The organism is Ruminococcus sp. (assembly GCF_024684275.1).
Genome location: NZ_JAIKXF010000053.1, coordinates 33852 through 53175 on the forward strand (window position 1 = coordinate 33852; position 19324 = coordinate 53175).

Annotated in this window: 21 protein-coding genes; 16 read left to right on the forward strand and 5 right to left on the reverse strand. The window is 47.9% G+C overall.

Annotation, left to right across the window (positions count from 1 at the left end):
• Nucleotides 1-34: 34 nt before the first annotated feature.
• From ileS to K5677_RS05680, 10 genes are all read left to right on the forward strand, one after another.
• Nucleotides 35-2815: an isoleucine--tRNA ligase gene (gene ileS, locus K5677_RS05635; protein ID WP_296725684.1), complete on the forward strand. Its 2781-nt coding sequence runs from the start codon at nucleotides 35-37 to the stop codon at nucleotides 2813-2815.
• 66 nt (nucleotides 2816-2881) lie between these two features.
• Nucleotides 2882-3397 (forward strand): signal peptidase II, encoded by a 516-nt coding sequence (lspA, locus tag K5677_RS05640; RefSeq protein ID WP_296725686.1) that lies wholly within the window; start codon nucleotides 2882-2884, stop codon nucleotides 3395-3397.
• Nucleotides 3390-4304 (forward strand): RluA family pseudouridine synthase, encoded by a 915-nt coding sequence (locus K5677_RS05645; RefSeq protein WP_296725688.1) that lies wholly within the window; start codon nucleotides 3390-3392, stop codon nucleotides 4302-4304. The genes lspA and K5677_RS05645 overlap by 8 nt, the downstream gene beginning before the upstream one ends.
• An 11-nt stretch (nucleotides 4305-4315) precedes the next feature.
• On the forward strand, nucleotides 4316-5134 hold the full coding sequence (locus tag K5677_RS05650; protein ID WP_296725691.1) for an HAD family hydrolase: 819 nt from the start codon (nucleotides 4316-4318) through the stop codon (nucleotides 5132-5134).
• 7 nt (nucleotides 5135-5141) lie between these two features.
• Nucleotides 5142-5465, forward strand: coding sequence for a hypothetical protein (locus K5677_RS05655; protein ID WP_296725692.1), 324 nt, complete (start codon nucleotides 5142-5144; stop codon nucleotides 5463-5465).
• Between the two features lie 210 nt (nucleotides 5466-5675).
• Nucleotides 5676-6515, forward strand: a complete 840-nt coding sequence (locus K5677_RS05660; RefSeq protein ID WP_296725695.1) for a transketolase — start codon at nucleotides 5676-5678, stop codon at nucleotides 6513-6515.
• A 4-nt stretch (nucleotides 6516-6519) separates the two neighbouring features.
• Nucleotides 6520-7464 carry a transketolase family protein gene (locus tag K5677_RS05665; protein WP_296725697.1) on the forward strand — a complete coding sequence of 315 codons (945 nt, stop codon included), beginning with the start codon at nucleotides 6520-6522 and terminating at the stop codon, nucleotides 7462-7464.
• Between the two features lie 539 nt (nucleotides 7465-8003).
• Nucleotides 8004-8519, forward strand: coding sequence for a 50S ribosomal protein L10 (gene rplJ, locus K5677_RS05670; RefSeq protein ID WP_296725699.1), 516 nt, complete (start codon nucleotides 8004-8006; stop codon nucleotides 8517-8519).
• A gap of 100 nt (nucleotides 8520-8619) precedes the next feature.
• On the forward strand, nucleotides 8620-8994 hold the full coding sequence (gene rplL, locus K5677_RS05675; protein ID WP_296725702.1) for a 50S ribosomal protein L7/L12: 375 nt from the start codon (nucleotides 8620-8622) through the stop codon (nucleotides 8992-8994).
• Nucleotides 8995-9261: 267 nt separating this feature from the next.
• Nucleotides 9262-10023, forward strand: a complete 762-nt coding sequence (locus tag K5677_RS05680) for a CAP domain-containing protein (protein WP_296725704.1) — start codon at nucleotides 9262-9264, stop codon at nucleotides 10021-10023.
• Between the two features lie 45 nt (nucleotides 10024-10068).
• Here K5677_RS05680 and grcA3 read toward each other — a convergent pair whose 3' ends face one another.
• The 5 genes from grcA3 to K5677_RS05705 form a co-directional block, all read right to left on the reverse strand.
• Nucleotides 10069-10308 (reverse strand): autonomous glycyl radical cofactor GrcA3, encoded by a 240-nt coding sequence (gene grcA3, locus K5677_RS05685; protein ID WP_019679089.1) that lies wholly within the window; start codon nucleotides 10306-10308, stop codon nucleotides 10069-10071.
• Between the two features lie 60 nt (nucleotides 10309-10368).
• On the reverse strand, nucleotides 10369-10596 hold the full coding sequence (locus K5677_RS05690) for a hypothetical protein (RefSeq protein WP_296725707.1): 228 nt from the start codon (nucleotides 10594-10596) through the stop codon (nucleotides 10369-10371).
• Nucleotides 10574-12676 carry a formate C-acetyltransferase gene (pflB, locus tag K5677_RS05695; RefSeq protein ID WP_296725709.1) on the reverse strand — a complete coding sequence of 701 codons (2103 nt, stop codon included), beginning with the start codon at nucleotides 12674-12676 and terminating at the stop codon, nucleotides 10574-10576. Before pflB ends, K5677_RS05690 begins: the two co-directional genes overlap by 23 nt.
• A 317-nt stretch (nucleotides 12677-12993) precedes the next feature.
• Complete coding sequence (locus tag K5677_RS05700) at nucleotides 12994-13302, reverse strand: hypothetical protein (protein ID WP_296725710.1); 309 nt, start codon at nucleotides 13300-13302, stop codon at nucleotides 12994-12996.
• Nucleotides 13303-13358: 56 nt separating this feature from the next.
• Nucleotides 13359-14564, reverse strand: coding sequence for an AI-2E family transporter (locus K5677_RS05705; RefSeq protein WP_296725712.1), 1206 nt, complete (start codon nucleotides 14562-14564; stop codon nucleotides 13359-13361).
• A gap of 294 nt (nucleotides 14565-14858) precedes the next feature.
• Between K5677_RS05705 and K5677_RS05710 the strand changes: the two genes are divergently transcribed.
• From K5677_RS05710 to K5677_RS05735, 6 genes are all read left to right on the forward strand, one after another.
• The gene (locus tag K5677_RS05710) at nucleotides 14859-15596 is read left to right on the forward strand and encodes a VWA domain-containing protein (protein ID WP_296725713.1); all 738 of its coding nucleotides are present in this window, start codon (nucleotides 14859-14861) and stop codon (nucleotides 15594-15596) included.
• Between the two features lie 9 nt (nucleotides 15597-15605).
• Entirely contained in the window at nucleotides 15606-16619 is a 1014-nt protein-coding gene (locus K5677_RS05715) for a PP2C family serine/threonine-protein phosphatase (RefSeq protein WP_296725716.1), read from the forward strand.
• Nucleotides 16620-16832: 213 nt separating this feature from the next.
• The gene (locus K5677_RS05720) at nucleotides 16833-17066 is read left to right on the forward strand and encodes a hypothetical protein (protein ID WP_296725719.1); all 234 of its coding nucleotides are present in this window, start codon (nucleotides 16833-16835) and stop codon (nucleotides 17064-17066) included.
• Complete coding sequence (locus tag K5677_RS05725) at nucleotides 17053-17352, forward strand: sigma-70 region 4 domain-containing protein (RefSeq protein WP_296725721.1); 300 nt, start codon at nucleotides 17053-17055, stop codon at nucleotides 17350-17352. The genes K5677_RS05720 and K5677_RS05725 overlap by 14 nt, the downstream gene beginning before the upstream one ends.
• Before the next feature lie 9 nt (nucleotides 17353-17361).
• Nucleotides 17362-18690 (forward strand): aminotransferase class V-fold PLP-dependent enzyme, encoded by a 1329-nt coding sequence (locus tag K5677_RS05730; protein WP_296725722.1) that lies wholly within the window; start codon nucleotides 17362-17364, stop codon nucleotides 18688-18690.
• A gap of 68 nt (nucleotides 18691-18758) precedes the next feature.
• On the forward strand, nucleotides 18759-19070 hold the full coding sequence (locus tag K5677_RS05735) for a DUF1292 domain-containing protein (RefSeq protein WP_296725727.1): 312 nt from the start codon (nucleotides 18759-18761) through the stop codon (nucleotides 19068-19070).
• The last annotated feature ends 254 nt before the right edge of the window (nucleotides 19071-19324 follow it).

The following is a 19324-nucleotide window of genomic DNA, read 5'->3' on the forward strand; positions in this document are numbered from 1 at the left end:
ATCCCTCAGTCTTTTGTAAGAGGGATCGGATAGTATGGCACAGGATTATAACAGTACTCTTAATTTACCGCAGACAGAATTTCCCATGCGCGGAAATCTGCCTAAGAGAGAGCCTGAAACTCTCAAAAAATGGGAAGATGAAAGACTCTACTATAATATGATAGAGAAGAACAAGGGCAAGCCTTCTTATGTTCTGCATGACGGACCTCCCTATGCTAACGGCGAGATACACCTCGGCCATGCGCTTAACAAGTCGCTCAAGGACTTTATCGTTAAGTATAAGAATATGAACGGCTTCTGTGCTCCATATGTCCCCGGCTGGGACACTCACGGACTTCCTATTGAGCTCAAGGCTATGAAGGCTATCGGTGTTGAGAACGGAGCTATCCCTGCTGTTGATCTCAGAAAGCACTGCCGTGAATATGCTATGACACAGGTCGCAAATCAGATGAAGGGCTTCAAGAGACTGGGCTCACTGGGCGACTATGACTATCCTTACCTGACACTTCGCCCCGAGTATGAGGCAAAGCAGGTAGAGGTATTCGGCTCAATGGTAAAGAAGGGCTATATGTACAAGGGCTTAAAGCCTGTTTACTGGTGCCCTGACTGTAATACAGCTCTCGCTGAGGCTGAGATAGAGTACTCAAACGATCCATGCTATTCTATTTATGTAAAGTTCAATGTAACTGATGATAAGGGTATCTTCAAGGGACTTGGACTTGACCTTTCTAAAATATATTTCGTTATCTGGACAACTACCACATGGACTATCCCGGGCAACCTTGCTATATGCCTCGGTCCTGAGTATAACTACACCCTCGTTCACGTAGGCGATGAGTACTACGTAATGGCTGAGGAGCTCGTAAAGACTACTATGGAGACCGCAGGTATCACCGAGTATACCACAGAGCATATCTTCACAGGTGCAGAGCTTGAGGGTATGAAGACAAAGCACCCTCTCTATGACCGTCCGTCACCGATCATCGTCGGCGACCACGTTACTCTTGAGAGCGGTACAGGCTGCGTACATACAGCTCCCGGCTACGGTGTCGAGGACTTTGAGGTATGCAAGAAGTACGACGACATCGGTATCATCGTATGTGTTGACTCAAAGGGCAGACAGACTGCTGAAGCAGGCGAATTCGAGGGAATGGACACAGATCAGGCTAACAAGGCTATCGCTGCAAAGCTCACAGAGCTGGGCGCTATGCTGGCTACTCAGAAGATCGTCCACCAGTATCCTCACTGCTGGAGATGTAACAGCCCTATCATATACAGAGCTACAGAGCAGTGGTTCTGCTCGGTAAACGGCTTCAAGGACGAGGCTATAAAGGCTATCGAGTCCGTAAAGTGGATACCCGAGTGGGGCGAGGACAGAATAAAGGGCATGGTACGTGACAGAAGTGACTGGTGTATCTCGCGTCAGAGAACATGGGGCGTTCCGATACCTGTTGTTTACTGTAAGGACTGCGGCAAGCCTATCTGCAATGACGAGACTATCTCTGCTATCTCCGAGCTTTTCCGCAAGGAGGGCAGCGATGCATGGTGGACTAAGGATCCAAGCGAATTTATCCCTGCAAGCGTCAAGTGCGAGTGCGGCTGCGGCGAGTTCACAAAGGAATATGACATCATGGACGTATGGTTCGACAGCGGTGTATCACATACATCTGTTATGGAGGGCAAGGACTTCCCAAGCCTTTCATGGCCTGCTGACCTCTATCTTGAGGGTGCTGACCAGTACAGAGGCTGGTTCCAGTCATCGCTCCTTACATCTGTTGTATATAAGGGACAGTCACCATACAAGGCTGTCTGCACTCACGGCTGGGTAGTTGACGGCGAGGGCAAGGCAATGCACAAGTCCCTCGGAAACGGTATTGATCCAAGCGAGATAATCGACCAGTTCGGTGCGGATATACTCCGTCTGTGGGCAGCTTCTTCGGACTACCACAGCGATATACGTATCTCAAAGCCTATTATCAGCCAGCTTTCCGACGCTTACAAGAAGATCAGAAATACTGCTCGTTTCATTCTGGGCAACCTCGGAAATGGTGCAGGCTTCGATCCCGACAAGGACAGCGTAAGTGACGATCAGCTCACAGAGCTGGACAAATGGGCTCTTATGAAGCTGGATAACCTCATCGACAAGATGAAGGAGGGCTACGACGCATTCGATTTCCATATCGCTCTTCACGCTCTCCACAACTTCTGTGTAATAGATATGTCTAACTTCTATCTTGACATAATCAAGGACAGACTCTACTGCGAGAAGGAGGATTCTGTACTCCGCCGCGCAGCTCAGACGGCAATGTACCGCATAATCAGTGCGATGACAAGACTTGCCGCACCTATCATTTCATTCACAGCCGAGGAGATATGGCAGTTCATGCCTCACTCCGCAGGCGACGACAAGCTCAGCGTATTCCTCAACCAGATGCCCGAGAAGAGCGGTATTGAGTTCAGTGACGAATTCAAGGACAAGTGGGAGTTCATCTACAATACACGTCTCGGAGCTAACAAGGCTCTTGAGGACGCACGTAACGAAAAGACTATCGGTAAGTCTCTTGAGGCTAAGATAATCATCAAGAGCTCTGACGCTGACTATGACAGATACGTTTCACTGGCTGATCAGCTCAAGGATATCCTCATCGTTTCAGGCGTTGAGGTCGAGAAATCAGGCGCAGCTGAGACAGGATTTGCCGTAGCTAAGGCTGAGGGCGAAAAGTGCGAGCGCTGCTGGTGCTACAGCAAGTACGTTGGCACAAATCATGACCACCCGACTCTCTGTGAGAGATGCGCTATAGCTGTAGAAGCTTAATTTGTACTATATTGCCTGTCGGCTTTTTAGGCTGACAGGCAGTCTTATTGAAAGGATACACACTTGTTGATAATACTTGCTTTGCTGGTGGCTGTCCTTGTAGGAGCTGACCAGCTCGTTAAATACTGGGCTGTACATGAGCTCAAACCCGTAGGTACTATGGATTTTATCCGTATCGGCGATTTCAAGATATTCGACCTGACCTACCTTGAAAATGACGGCGCTATCTTCGGAAGTATGTCGGGGCAGAGGTGGTTTCTTATCGGCTTCACAAGCCTTGTTGTCATAGCAGGCGCAGTGGTGCTTTTTAAGGTGCATCGCCGTTCTAAGTTCCTCAGCACAGCCATTGCGCTGTTTATCGCAGGAGGTATCGGAAACCTTATCGACCGTTTCCGCTTTGCTTATGTGGTGGATATGTTCGAGTTCAAGCCGTTCAGATTCGCTATTTTTAATGTGGCTGACATCTGCGTTACCTTTGCTTTCATCATGCTTATCTGGTACGCACTTTTCATTGATCCCAAGATAGAAAAGGCTAAGAAAGCCGAGGCGTCAGAGTCCGAAAAGGCGGAAGATAATGAATGAACAGGTGATACTCAGCGCTTCTCACGACGATAAGGGAAGCCGTATAGATAAGTATATTTCGGACAATATTGCTGAGCTTACACGGTCTGCTGTGCAGGGACTCATCGAAAAGGGACTTGTCCTTGCAGACGGAAAGGCTGTCAGCAAGAATTACAAGCTGAGAGGCGGCGAGGAAATATCCGTTGAGATACCCGAGCCTCAGCCTATGGACGCTGTACCCGAGGATATACCGCTGGATATAGTCTATGAGGACGATGACCTTCTCGTTGTAAACAAGCCGAAGGGCATGGTGGTACACCCTGCTCACGGGAATTATACGGGAACACTGGTAAATGCTCTGCTCTATCACTGCGGAGACAGCCTTTCGGGCATAAACGGCGTGATACGCCCCGGGATAGTACATCGTATCGACAAGAACACCAGCGGACTTCTCATAGTGGCTAAGAACGACGCTTCTCACTTAAAGCTTGCAGAGCAGATAAAAGAGCACAGCTTCACCCGTGAGTATGAGGCAGTCGCCTGCGGCTATTTCAAAGAGACCGAGGGCACTGTTGACGCTCCTATCGGACGGCATAAGACCGACCGAAAGAAGATGTGCGTTACCGCGGAAAACTCCCGGAACGCTGTTACTCATTACAGCGTCATAAAGCAGTACGGCGGCTATGCTCATGTGAGACTTCGCCTTGAAACAGGACGCACCCACCAGATACGTGTTCACCTCGGCTATATCGGACATCCTGTACTGGGCGATGACGTCTACGGAAAGCCATATAAGGGTATAGACGGACAATGTCTCCATGCCCGTAAGATAGGCTTTATCCACCCGACCACAGGGGAGTATATGGAGTTCGTCAGCGACCTGCCCGATTACTTTGTATCCATACTTGCAAAGCTTGAAAAGATGTAGGAGGCATATCCTTGTTTGAAGATATATCGAAAGTAGTCCTGCTCAGCGACATGGACGGAACTCTCCTCAACTCAAAAAAGGAGATAACCGACACCGACAGAGCCGCTATACAGCGGTTTACAGAGCTGGGAGGGCGCTTTACCGTTGCAACGGGACGAACTATCCAGTCATTTGACCAGTTCTGCTCTGTGCTGGGACTGAAATATCCTATAATCATGTACAACGGAGCAGCTATCCACGATTATATCGCAGGAAAGACGCTGTTCACACACCCTCTCCCGCTTGAAGCAAAGGCTTACACGGCAGAGCTTTTGGAGCTTATGCCGCAGGCAGGCGGAGAGGTGCTGAAAACTGAGGGCACTTACGTTTTCAGCAATACGGATTACCAGCAGCTGCATACAAAGCTGTGCGGTATAGTGCCTAATTATGCGGAGCTCTCTGACATAGAGGACGGCGGCTGGCTCAAGGTGCTGTTCTCGCTGTCACCCGAGGACGTTGACCATATGGAGCTCCTTGTAAAACAGCTGCGCTATGAGGGCGTGGATTTTGTAAAGTCCTCGGAAATATTCCTTGAAATGCTCCCAAAGGGAGTAAGCAAGGGCTCGGCTCTTGCACAGTACCGCAGGCTCGGCGGCATGGAGGGCTGTACCTTCGTGTCTATCGGCGACTTCGACAACGATATAGAGATGATAGTCGAAGCCGATGTGGGAGCTTGTCCCGCCAATGCGGAGGATTCAGTAAAGGCAAAGGCGGATATCGTACTCTCACGCACCAACGACGAGGGCGCTGTAGCAGAGCTTATTGACTACATAATCGAAAGGTGCAAATAGTAGAACAATGAAAAAGAAGGCGGCAATAATAGTATATATAGTCGCAGTAATAATAGTGCTGGGGCTTATCGGGCTGCTTGTTTACAGCAGCATGAACGGCAGGAGCTCAGACTCTGCCGCAAGCTTTACTCTCAGCGATGTGGCAACGCTGGCACTGGCGGTATTTGCGATACCCATGTGGATAGCGTCGCTGTGCCTTATGAAGGCGCTGAGGCTCAGAGGAACTCTCCACGAAAGGCAGAATAAGATGCTCATATCTGTTCCTGCCATAGCGTGTACGGGCTTCTCGATATTTTATATAATTGTCATAGTAATGATGATTTTCAGGTGAAGGACATAAATATTTTACATTTAGAGCAAAAAATGTCTTGCATTTACCCATTTTTTGCGGTATAATATGTGTGTAGCTATAATTGCAGGGGCGGGCGGCTGTCTGAATAGTATATATTATTAGGGGGCGACCGAGTCACCCGCCTACTGCTGTCAAAGTTTATTAATTTGTATAAAGCGGCGTTAAGCCGTTAAATTTTTGGAGGTCACTATGGACGCAAAGCTTAAAAAAGAATTGCAGAAAACAGCCTGCAAGGTAAGAATGGGCGTTATCGAGGGCACCTACAATGCCAAATCGGGCCACCCCGGCGGATCCCTCTCGATCAGCGATACGCTTACTTATCTCTACTTCAACAAGATGAACAACGATCCTAAGAATCCTGACGCTCCCGACAGAGACAGATTCGTTCTTTCAAAGGGACATACTGCTCCTGCTCTTTACTCTGTACTGGCTCAGAAGGGCTATTTCTCAGTAGAGGAGCTCAAGTCTCTCCGCCACATCGGTGCGCTCTTACAGGGACACCCATGTATCAATATCCCGGGCGTTGATATGTCAAGCGGTTCTCTCGGACAGGGCATATCCGCAGCAGCAGGTATGGCTCTCGCAGGCAAGATAGACGGCAAGTCATACAAAGTATACACTATCCTCGGCGACGGCGAGATCGAGGAAGGTCAGGTATGGGAGGCTGCTATGTTCGCAGCTCATAAGAAGCTGACAAATCTCGTTGCTATCGTAGATAACAACGGTCTCCAGATAGACGGTCCTATCAGCGAGGTATGCTCACCTGAGCCTATCACAGATAAGTTCGCAGCATTCGGCTGGCACGTTATCACTATGGACGCTCACGACTTCGACGACATCGACAGAGCCTTCACAGAGGCTGATTCAGTAAAGGACAAGCCTGTGGCTATTATCCAGAAGTCCACAAAGGGCAAGGGCGTTTCATTCATGGAAAATCAGGTAGGCTGGCACGGTACAGCTCCTAACAAGGAACAGTACGATCAGGCTATGTCAGAGCTTAACGCGCAGTTAAAGGAATTGGAGGACTAATACAATGGCAGATGTGATCAAAAAGGCTACCAGAGAAAGCTACGGCGAGGCTCTCAAGGAGCTTGCCGATGAATATAAGGACTTAGTAGTCCTCGATGCAGACCTTGCTGCTGCTACAAAGACAGGTATCTTCAAGAAAGCTTATCCTGACCGTTTCTTCGACTGCGGTATCGCAGAGGCTAACATGATGGGCGTTGCAGCAGGTCTTGCAGCCTGCGGTAAGATACCTTTCGCAAGCACATTCGCAATGTTCGCGGCAGGCAGAGCTTTTGAAATAGTAAGAAACTCTATCGGCTATCCACACCTCAACGTAAAGATAGGCGCTACACACGCAGGTATCTCAGTTGGTGAGGACGGCGCTACACACCAGTGCAACGAGGATATTGCTCTTATGAGAACTATCCCGGGTATGACTATCATCAACCCATGCGACGATGTTGAGGCAAAGGCTGCCGTAAAGGCTGCTCTCGACTTCAACGGTCCTGTATATATGCGTTTCGGCAGACTTGCTGTACCGGTCATCAATGACGCAGCAAGCTATAAGTTCGAGCTCGGCAAGGGCGTTGTTATGAAGGACGGCAAGGACGTTACTATCGTTGCTACAGGTCTTATGGTCAATGAGGCAGTAGAGGCTGCAAAGACTCTTGAGGCTGAGGGCATCTCTGCAAGAGTAGTAAATATCCACACTATCAAGCCTCTCGATAAGGAACTTATCTGCAAGTGTGCTAAGGAGACAGGCCTCATCGTTACTGCCGAGGAGCACAGCGTTATCGGCGGTCTCGGCTCTGCTGTTGCAGAGACTGTTACAGAGTGCTGTCCTGTTCCAGTTATCAAGATCGGCGTCAACGACGAGTTCGGTCACTCTGGGCCTGCTGTTGAACTCCTCAAGGAGTTCGGTCTCTCAGCTGAGAACATCGTTAAGACAGTAAAGGCAAACCTTAAAAAGTAATATGTAGGGGCGGATATTAGTCGCCTCCTCTTAACGGAAAAATATGGTTACCGTGCCTGAAATTTCAGCTTCGTAAATGTAACCTGCGTTCCGCCAGAGGGGGCTCCCCTTATCCGCCCCTTTTAATTCGTAATGCGTAATTGTTGCGTCCGCTCTGCGGACAAATTTGAGATTATAATAGTCGTTGTACCGATGCCCCCTGTAGGGACGCCCGAAGGTGATGATGATGTATATTACGGTGCGCAAATGACGGAACGCCGCCCCCCCTACAAACTTAGTTCTAAATTCTAAGCTCTTAGCTCTGAGTTCTAAAGAAATTTTCAGAAAGTACTTGACAAACATAAATTAATATGGTATAATTATCAAGCTGTGAAAAACAGTATCGTATTCTAAAGACAGCTGGCAGAGCTAAGGCTCAGTAAGTCCCGCCGAGGAATAGCAATTGATAGAATTATCATTGTCCATTCTGCGCTGTCGGAATGGGCTTTTTTATTGCTCTCTGAATACGATGAAAATTCATTCGGAGGTGAATACACACTATGCCAAGCAATGCTGTACTCGAAGCAAAGAAGGCTAAGGTCGAGAAGCTCACCGAGATCATCAAGAATTCCGTTTCAGGCGTTCTCGTTGATTACAAGGGTATCACTGTTGAAGAGGATACCAAGCTCAGAAAGGAGCTTCGTGAGGCTGGCGTCCACTACTTTGTAGAGAAGAACACAATGCTTCTCCGCGCTTTCAAGGAATGCGGTATCGAGGGCTTTGAAGAGGCTCTCAACGGCACAACTGCTCTCGCTGTTTCTAACGACGATCAGACTGCTCCTGCAAGAATCCTCGGTAAGTTCGCTGAGAAGGCTGGAGATGACAAGTTCAATCTCAAGGCTGGTTACGTTGAGGGTGAGATCTATGATCAGGCTGGAGTTATCGCTCTTTCCAAGATCCCTTCAAAGGACACTCTTCTCGCTCAGCTCGTTGGCTCTCTCCAGGGCCCACTGCAGAAGCTTGCTGCTACACTCAACGCTGTTGCAGACAAGAAGAAGGAGGAAGAAGCTGCTTAATTGCCGCTTGAGCTTCCATTACACATTTGCGGAGACAAGCTCCGCAGCTTAAAACCATAGCCCACAAGGGCAAATACTATTAAAAAAGGAGATTATTATCATGGCTTCTGAGAAGATCACAAAATTTGTTGAAGATATCAAGACTCTTTCTGTTCTCGAGCTTTCTGAGCTCGTAGACGCTATCCAGGAGGAATTCGGCGTAACAGCTGCTATCGCTGCTGCTCCTGCTGCTGGCGGTGCTGCTGGCGGCGCTGCTGCTGCTAAGACAGAGTTCGACGTAATCCTTGCTTCCTTCGGCGACGCTAAGATGGGCGTTATCAAGGTTGCTAAGGAAGTTCTCGGTCTTGGCCTTAAAGAGGCTAAGGAGATCGTTGAGTCTGCTCCTAAGGCTATCAAGGAAGGCGTTTCTGAGGCTGAGGCTAACGAGCTCAAGGCTAAGTTTGAAGAGGCTGGCGCTACAATCGAGATCAAGTAATTTATTACGGATCGTATACTATACAGGGAGTTGTACTATTTGGTACAGCTCCCTTTGTTTATTGTGCTGAACGAGAGGTTCCTCTCACTGTGTAATATGCGAATTTTCGTCATTCCTGTTGACTTGTCAGTCAACTTATGATATAATGACATTAAGCAGCAGATAAACACTGTGTATAATGTTTGCCGCTGCTGCCGCAGTTCAGCGGCTTGAAAAGATAAAAAGTGCATTGTTTTGGGGGAAATATGCAGAAACGGAGTGGTTTTTATGAAAAAGCTTTTTGCGTCTGTAATTTCAATAGCGCTGACTTTATCGGCTCTGCTGCCGATGACGAGTTTTGCTGCCCCTGATACTGCATTTGTGCTTGGCGACAACATAGTTGAAGCTTCTTCGGCAAATGCTGACGCTTATGCTGAGCAGGTAGTAAAGCTTGTGAACAACGAGAGATCAAAAAGAGGTCTCCAGCCTGTCAAGGCGCTTGTATCCATGAATAAGGCGGCTTCTGTCCGCGCAAAGGAAATAGTGAATAAGTTTGACCACACACGCCCCGACGGAAGACGCGGCTACACCGCTGTTGAGGACGCAGGGCTCAGCTGGAGCTGGGTAGGTGAGAATATCGCCGCAGGCTATCCTACTCCCGAAGATGTTATGAATGGCTGGATGAATTCTGAAGGCCACAGAAATAATATCCTTAATTCCAAATATAAGTATATCGGCGTGGGATACGTCAATGAGGGCGGTATTGCCAACTGGGTTCAGCTGTTTATGGATTCTCCTGTGGAATACAAGGATTTTCCGACTGTGAAGGTGCAGAGCAGCCTGTCAAAGGGCGATGTAAACGGCGATAAGGCTATTAATGCTATCGACGCTTCGGAAGTTCTTGCAGAGTATGCAAGTGTTTCCTCGGGAAGAGGCTCGCGTTTTTCCGCAGCTCAGAAAACTGCCGCTGATATGAACACAAACGGAAGCGTAGACGCTGTTGATGCTTCAATGATATTGTCTATATATGCAGATAATGCCACTAAATAAAACGAAAAAGGCTGTACCTTGATCGGTACAGCCTTTTTCTGTTTATCAGAGACTTGAGTGAAATGTTCTTGAGATAACATCGTCCTGCTGCTCTTTAGTCAGCTTTACGAAGTTTACTGCATAGCCCGAAACTCTTACTGTGAGCTGTGGGTACTTCTCGGGGTGAGCCTGAGCGTCAAGGAGAGTTTCGCGTGTGAATACGTTTACGTTAAGGTGATGACCGCCTTTTTCAACGTATCCGTCAAGAAGCTCGATAAGGTTGTCAACTTGTTTCTGGTTATCCATAATGAACCTCCTATTATTAATTAATAATGCATAATTATTGTACTGCCTGACGGCGATAGATCATAATTCATCATCATCGGGATCGAGTTCTGTGGGCTGACAGCAGGCACCTTTAGTGCCGCATATATCCGTACTCTTCACGGTATTGACTTTCAGCTCCGAGCCGTTACCGACTATATTTACATGACCACTTCCCTGCGACATGAGCTGATCTATAAGGTCTGCAAGCTCAGCAGGGGAGCTTTTGTTTTCGGGAACACCCATATCATTCTCCTCTGAGCTTATCAAGATCAAGGTCTCCTGCGAATACCTCCATATCCTTGCCGAGAGCGTTAGGAACTATGGAGAAGGTGTTGGAGATACCGTCCTGTGCGTGTCTGAAGGGGAGCTTAGCTACAGATGAGAGTGAAGCTACAGCGCCGTGAGTATCTCTGCCGTGCATAGGGTTAGCTCCCGGAGCGAGAGGAACACCCTGCTTTCTGCCGTCGGGAGTATTACCTGTCTTCTTGCCGTATACAACATTAGATGTGATAGTGAGTATAGACATTGTAGGTACACCGTCGCGGTAGGTGTGGTGCTTTCTTATGCAGTCCATAAAGCGGCGTACTACCTCAACTGCAAGCTGGTCAACTCTGTCGTCGTTGTTGCCGTACTTCGGGAAATCTCCCTCGATCTCATAGTCAACGACTACATTCTTTGCAACGCCTGTTACATTGCCTGCCTTGTCCTTTATTTCAATATCCTTACGGATAGGCTTTACCTTAGCATACTTGATAGCTGAGAGAGAATCTGCCACAACGGAAAGACCTGCGATACCTGTTGCAAAATAACGCTTTACATCTCTGTCGTGGAGAGCCATTTGCAGTCTCTCGTAGCTGTATTTGTCGTGCATATAGTGGATAACGTTGAGGGTGTTTACATAAAGTCCTGCCAGCCACTCCATCATATCCATGTACTTCTCCCAAACATCGTCGAAGTCGAGATACTCGCTGTCCACAGGTCTGTACTTAGGACCTACCTGTAAGCCGAGACGCTCGTCCACACCGCCGTTTATAGCGTAGAGCAGGCACTTTGCCAGATTAGCTCTCGCGCCGAAGAACTGCATCTCCTTGCCTACACGCATTGATGATACACAGCAGGCGATAGCGTAGTCATCACCGTGGACAACTCTCATCATATCGTCGTTCTCGTACTGGATAGACGAGGTCTTGATAGACATCTTAGCGCAGTATTCCTTGAACTTTCTCGGGAGCTTCGTTGACCAGAGTATAGTCATATTAGGCTCGGGAGCTGTTCCGAGGTTCTCCAGTGTGTGGAGATAGCGGAAGCTGTTCTTTGTTACGAGGTGGTGACCGTCAACGTCAACGCCGCCGATAGATTCTGTTATCCATGTGGGGTCGCCTGAGAAGAGCTCGTTGTACTCGGGAGTACGTGCGAACTTTACTATACGGAGTTTCATGATGAAGTGGTCGATGAGTTCCTGAGCCTGTTCCTCTGTGAGGATACCGCGCTCCATGTCGCGCTGAATGAATATATCGAGAAATGTGGAAGTTCTTCCCAGTGACATAGCCGCACCGTTCTGCTCCTTTACAGCAGCAAGATAGCCGAAGTAGAGCCACTGAACGGCTTCCTTTGCGTTAGCCGCAGGCTTTGAGATGTCAAAGCCGTATATCTCGCCAAGCTTTTTGAGGTCCTGAAGTGCGCGGACCTGCTCTGCAAGTTCCTCGCGGAGACGGATATTCTTTGAGGTCATTCTCACCAGTGAAGTATCTATCTGGTGCTTCTTGTCCTCGATAAGGAGGTCAACGCCGTAGAGTGCTACACGACGGTAGTCGCCAATGATACGGCCTCTGCCGTAAGCGTCGGGGAGACCTGTGAGTATAGCCGAGTGACGTGCAAGTCTCATCTCGGGAGTATAAGCGTCGAAAACGCCCTGATTGTGAGTTTTTCTGTACTTTGTGAATATCTCAACTACCTCGGGATCAACTTCATAGCCGTACTCCTTGCAAGCCTGCTGAGCCATACGGATACCGCCGAAAGGCTGTAATGCACGCTTGAATGGCTTGTCCGTCTGGAGGCCTACGATCTGCTCTAAGTCCTTGTCAAGATAGCCTGCACCGTGTGAAGTTATAGTTGATATGATCTTGGTGTCCATGTCGAGAACGCCGCCTGCTTCGCGCTCCTGCCGGGAGAGGTACATTACCTTGTCCCACAGCTTTTTTGTTGCTTCCGTAGGGGGGGCGAGGAAGCTTTCGTCGCCCTCATAAGGAGTGTAATTCTTCTTGATAAAATCTCTGACGTTTACAGAAGTATGACTCCATCTGCCCTCTGTAAAGCCGTCCCATTCCTTTTGCCATGTATTGATCATAACACATTACTCCTTTACAATGATCTAAGATAATATTACCACATTGTTTAATTATTGTCAATCTGCCTATTAACGTCAGGTAACGGGAAAATGCCGTTTTTCGTTTTATCAGATTACAAATTATCAGCCGTCCCCTGAGGCGGCGTATTATTTTTTGCGGAGAATTGGAACATTCGGCTCATGCCGAAATGATGAGTATCAAAAATGTGTGAACTTGTTTGGCTTATTTGTGCATTAGATAGAACTTAGAACTAAGAGCTAAGAACTAAGAGCTAAGTAGGGGACGGCGTCCTCGACGTCCCACAAGTAATTAGCAATTAGAAAGCGGTTTCACCGCTGATGATTGTTTCCTTAACGACTCTTGCTCCCGTGTCGAATACCCACACTCTGTTTTTTACGGTTCTGCCGTCATCAAGGGTGAATTTGTCAAAGGTCTCGCCGCGGCAGTCAGGACTTTCGTGTATAAGCCTTGACGCAGACGGAATTGGCTCGGAGATATACCACTTGCCGAGCATATGATAAATACAGCTTATCTTTCCGCTGTTGTAAAGCGTTTCTATCTCTGTTATCGTTTTGCCGAAGAGCTTTTTAAGTTCTTCTTCGGTGATATTTTTGTATCCTTCCATGTTGTTTCCTTTTTTACGGCGGATAATATCCGCCCCTACAAACTAATCACTACTTACTACTTTCTACTCACTTTTTTAGGCTTCTGCGGTTTCTTTGGCTTGGGCAGCTTAACCTGCTTCTTGTCATCGGGAGAAGCTATCCCCAGCTCGGATTCCTTAGCTTCAAGGACATGGAAGCTTAGCTTATACAGCGTAGCCGCCAGCGGTACGCCCAGTATCATACCGAAGATACCGAAAAGTCCGCCGCCGAGAGTAACAGCCGCAAGAGTCCATATACTCGGCAGTCCAACAGAGCCGCCCACTACCTTTGGGTAGATGATATTTCCCTCTATCTGCTGTAGTATGATAAGGAATATGAGGAATATCAGCGCCTGCATCGGGCTTTCCGTCAGGATAATGAATGCGCTTATGCCTGCACCGATGAATGCACCCACGATAGGGATAAATGCGGTTACGCCCACAAGAGTTCCCGACATTGCGGCGAAGGGGAGCTTCAATATCTTCATGCCGATGAAGCACAGCGAGCCGAGGATTATAGCTTCCACGAACTGTCCAACAAAGAAGCTCTGGAAGGTCTCGTTGGCTGTATGGAAGATATGAGAGCTTTTTTTGTTGAATTCATCGCTGAAATACGCCTTTCTGATACGGTTGCCGTCGCGGAAGAGCTTATCCTTGCGGAGGAGAAGGTAGACTGCGAATATCAGTCCCAGCACGATGTTCGTAACAGCAGAGGTAAGCCCTCCTATTATGCCCAGTGCGGAGCTGAGTATGCCTGCGAGCCCCGATGTCAGGAGCTTTGAACCCTTTTCAGCAATATTTGCCCAATCGAATTCGACGGTGCTTATCTGTTCCTGTATCTCTGGGTATTCATTGAGCTTGCCCATTACGAAATCCTTAGCAGATGTAAAGGCAGGCGGTATCTCGGCGTAGAGAACTCCGAAAGCAGAGGCTATTTCGGGAACGATTATATACATGACAAGGATCACCATCGCAATGGCAATGGCAAATGAACACAGCAGACAAACAGGTCTCCGCGTTACTGTAACAGCCTTAGATGTGCTTTTCGGGAAGTAGTGCTTTTCAAAGTAATTCATGATGATGTTGAAGATATAGGCTATCATAAAGCCCATAACAAGTGGCTTTAAAGCGCCAAGCACTAAAGATATCAGGTTTGCAAGTACATGGAAATTCTGGGTTATTACGCAGACGGCGACAGCCAGAACTGCGATAAAGATATATTTTTTTATGTCGTTTTTATTCATAGTAAGCCGAAAAACGGCAAGCCCTCCAATCATATATCATGTCTTTATTAATTTGCGCTCACCGAACTGTGTTCGGGGCAGTAACCGCCTGAAGGCAGTTACTGAGTTTACATTTATTATACATTATATATGTGTTGATGTCACGATATTAAATGTTAAATTTGTGTGAACAATTGTGAGAACGAGGATAAAATACATACCTGCCCTATATATACTTGACCTGTCTGTACTTTTATGCTATAATACATTTAGTTTATTATGTACTTAATAAAGAATAGGACGGAGGTAAATATCATGCCAGGTTTAGATGATTACGCTCCTGCTGTCAGAAAGGTCATGACACTTTTCTATGTCATTGATACTTCGGGAAGTATGCAGGGCAGTAAAATAGGACAAGTAGAATCAGCTCTTGAAGAGGTTATGCAGACATTACAGGAAATAAGCGATGAAAGTGATGATGCAGAGATCAAAATTGCCGTTCTGGAGTTTTCTACAGGTGCTTCATGGGTAACTCCCGAGCCTGTTTCTCCCGAGGGATACCGCTTCAAGACCTTTGAAGCCTGCGGTGTCACCGATTTTGGAGCTGCCTGCAAGGAGCTTGACAAAAAGCTCTCACGAAATGAGTTCTTACAGACTGCCGCCGGCGCATATCCGCCTGTAATACTCCTTTTCAGTGACGGCGGTCCTACAGATAACTGGGAGAGCGGACTTGACGCTCTTAAAAAGAATAACTGGTACAAGCGCTCTATCAAGATAGCGTTCGCTATCGGCGATGATGCAGATAAGGACGTTCTTGCACGTTTTTCGGGAAGCTCGGAAACGGTTCTCGATGTAAAGAATAAGGATCAGCTCCGCCTTATGATAGAAAAGGCAAGCGTTATCACCAGCGTATTTGCAAGCCATTCAAGTACTGTTGACAGCGACACTGATCCTGTTGAAATATCAAAGAAGCTTGCTGAGGACGTTCAGACTCAGACATCAGAGGCTCTCAGCGACGCCAATACCGCCGATTGGGACGAAGCAGACTGGTAAGGTGAGGCTATGGAAAAAATAATTTCCTTTGCTCAGACGATCGTCGGCGCCTCACATCTCAGCAAAGACATAGTATGTCAGGACAGCTCTCTTTCCGAAGACCATGAGAGCTACTCATTTGCGGCGGCGGCTGACGGTCACGGCAGTCCATGCTATCTCCGCACGGAGAGAGGCTCAAGATTTGCTGTTGAGTGCGCGGCAGAGTGCGTTGCAGAGTTCCTTGACAGTGTCGGAAATGCCGCCGAGGTACTTGCCGATGAGAGACAGCGAGAGGAGCTTTTCAATCAGCTCTGGCGCAGTATCATCGCGCGCTGGCATGACAAGACAGAGCAGGACTTTAAAAACGAGCCCTTTACCGAGGAGGAGTACAGCCGTATCCCGGAGAAGTTTGCTTCATATATAAAGCGCTATGAGAGCGGTGAGTATATCGGCGCTTATGGAACGACGCTTCTGTTTGCGGTAGTCACCGAGGACTATGCCTTTGGTGCTCAGATAGGTGACGGAAAATGCGTAGTCATCGACGGCGACAGCAATGTATGTGCGCCTATACCCGATGATCCGCGGTGCTATGAGAACGTTACCACGTCCATGTGTCAGGACGACGCAGCACTTTCGGCAAGATTTTTCTATCTTCCAAAGGGACTTATGCCTGCGGCTGTGTTTCTTTGCACTGACGGTGTTGAGAACTCATACTGGAATGAGGAGCAGCTTTTCGGCTTCTTCCGCGGTCTTGCCCTTACTATAGTTGAAAACGGCTTAGAGGACGGAGTGACACAGCTGGCGGAATTTCTGCCTGCTATGACGAAAAAGGGCAGCGGCGACGATGTTACCTGCTCGGGTATCATCAATATGCCGAAGCTGGGCGCCTGCTCGGACGGAATACGCGAGGACCTTGAGGCTGCTGCCGCAGCGGCAATGGCTGAGGAGGCAGTACCCGAGAATATCGAATATGCTGACGAGGAATCCCAGCAGGTCATTTCAGACGTAGAAAATGAAGAATTAAAAATAGAGAATGAAGAATGAAACGTAGGGGCGAACATGGTTCGCCTCTTTTTCATGCTGTTTTATGTCGAAAAGTGTCGAATAATAATTTTTTTGAAAAAAGCTCTTGACAAATCAGAACAGATGTTCTATAATATGATTACAAGGAATGGAACGTTAGTTCTCAAAGCTATCTTATCAAGGGTGCAGCGACAAGCTACTCGTGCTTCTTTTTTATTAATAAGGGGGCAAATCATGACACAACTCATCAAAAACTACACCAACAGCCGTGATATGGTAAAACAGCGCATAACCGAGCTTTCCACACTCAGGAGGGCTCTGCTTAAAAGGGGGGATATCCGCAGAGTCTCAGAGCTGGACCTTGACCGCCGCATTCAGCTGCTCTATGAGGAGCACGGCGAAATGCAGGCGATAATTTCTCATCTCACTTCGTACAACAGGAGGCGTGAGAGCGTTGAGAAATATTGATATAAGGTATTCAGACAAAATGAAGGGCAGAGAGGATATTGGCATTAAGCGAATCCTCAGCCGCGGAAAAAAGGACGAAAGTGCGTCAAGGCTCCGCAGTATTCTGTTAAAAGTTATTAATAATGAGCTGACACCGAGACAAAAAGAGATAATTATGCTATACTATTTTAAGGACGCTGATGTGGCAGCTATAAGCGAAAGGCTTGGTGTGTCCCAGCAGGCGGTCTATGCGTCTATGTCACGCGCCAAAACTAAAATTTACAGTATACTTAAATATTACATCTGAGGAGGCATTATGGATACTCCTATATATGATTTTTTGCGAAGCTACGCTGCTTCGGGTACGCTCAGAGCTCATATGCCCGGTCACAAAGGGAATACCGATGCAGAGCTTGGTGAGCTGTTTGCACTTGACATCACCGAGATAAATGGGGCGGACAGCCTTTTTGAGGCTGACGGAATAATCGCTCAGAGCGAGCACAATACTTCGAGACTATACGGCAGCAAGGCTTCTGTGTTTTCAGCAGGAGGTTCAACACTCTGCATACAGGCTATGCTGGCTCTTATGAAGCAGGAGCGCCGCCGCGTAATAGCGGTCAGGAACGTTCACCGCGCTTTTCTCAATGCGGCGGCTTTGCTTCGTCTGGACGTCCAGTGGATAATGCCCAGATACAGCGGCGGTATCCTGTCGGGCGAGCTTCAGCTCGCCGACGTGGCGGCGGCATTAGCCGCCGACCACACGCCAGCCTGTGTTTATGTGACCTCACCTGATTACACGGGCAGGCTGGCGGATACCGCCGCACTGGCTCGGCTATGCCACAGCTATGGAGCGAAGCTCCTTGTGGATAATGCCCATGGCGCACATCTGGCGTTTATGGAGAAGAATCAGCACCCTATAGCTCTGGGAGCTGATCTTTGCTGCGATTCTGCACATAAAATGCTGCCTGCTCTTACGGGAGCAGCGATACTGCATACCTCATGTGAGGAGTATGTCCCGAGACTCAAGCAGGCGACGAGCCTTTTTGGCTCAACAAGTCCGTCATATCTTATTATGGCATCTCTTGACCTGTGCAACCGCTATATCTCAGAGAGTATCAGGGACGACATTGCCGCGGCGATGCCGCGGCTTGCGGAGCTTCGCTCCGCACTCTCAGGGATTTATGTATTTGCGGATTCCGAACCATTTCATATTACGGTCGAAGCCGCTGAAAGCGGCTTCTGCGGCAGCGAATTAGCGGAGCTTCTTAGAAAAGAGGGCGTGGAATGTGAGTATGCCGATGATGAGCTGGTTATACTTCTTATGTCACCTTTTTCGGCTGAGGAGGACTACAGGCGGCTTCAAGCCGCGCTGGAAAGCGCGGCATCGGGAGCTTCTCCCGTATGTATTGAGCCCTTTAGCTTTCAGCCGAAGCTCCCGCAAATGGCTTTAGCCATTTGTGAAGCCGCCTTTGCAGAGTCTGAGGAAATTCCTGTTGAGGAAGCTGAGGGACGTATCTGTGCGTCGGTCAAGGTACCATGTCCGCCTGCAATACCCATAGCCGTCAGCGGTGAGTTGATCGACAGTGAGTGCATAGACCTGTTCCGTGCATATGGCATAAAAACGGTCCTTGTGGTGAAAAATTAGCGCAGACTATTGCAATTTCTCAGTATTTATGATAGAATATAGTAAAATACTATTGCGGAGGTTAAGCCATGAGCGATATGAACGAAAAAGAACTCGACGAGCTTGAGGAGGAAGACGAAATAGAGAACTATATCACCCTCACAGATGACGACGGCAACGAGGTCTCATTTGAGATAATCGGCAATGTTGAGTACAGCTACCACCTTTACGCAGTTCTTCTGCCATTCGACGACGAGGACGACGAGGTAGTCATTCTTGAGGTCATCCCTGGAGAGACTCCGGATGAAGATGACTTTGTTTCTGTTGACGATGACGAGCTTCTCGGCAAGGTTTTCGAGGAATTCAAGAAGAATTACGACGGTGAATACGAATTTGAATAATTAACGGCAAATTATGAGCTTCCCTGTATTTTGCAGGGAAGCTTTTTTGTCAAATTTTCCAAAGAACTATGCTCTTCATTGTTCAAAGCTACAAATTGAACCTGCTTTTGGGGCTCGTTCATAATTTGTTCTCATTTTTTAGATAAAAATGTGTTATTATTTATTATGTACAATATATGTTAACAGCTGTGAAAAAGCTGTCTGAATATCACCACTTTATTATTTTTATTTGCTCAGAAGCTTGTATTGCTTCA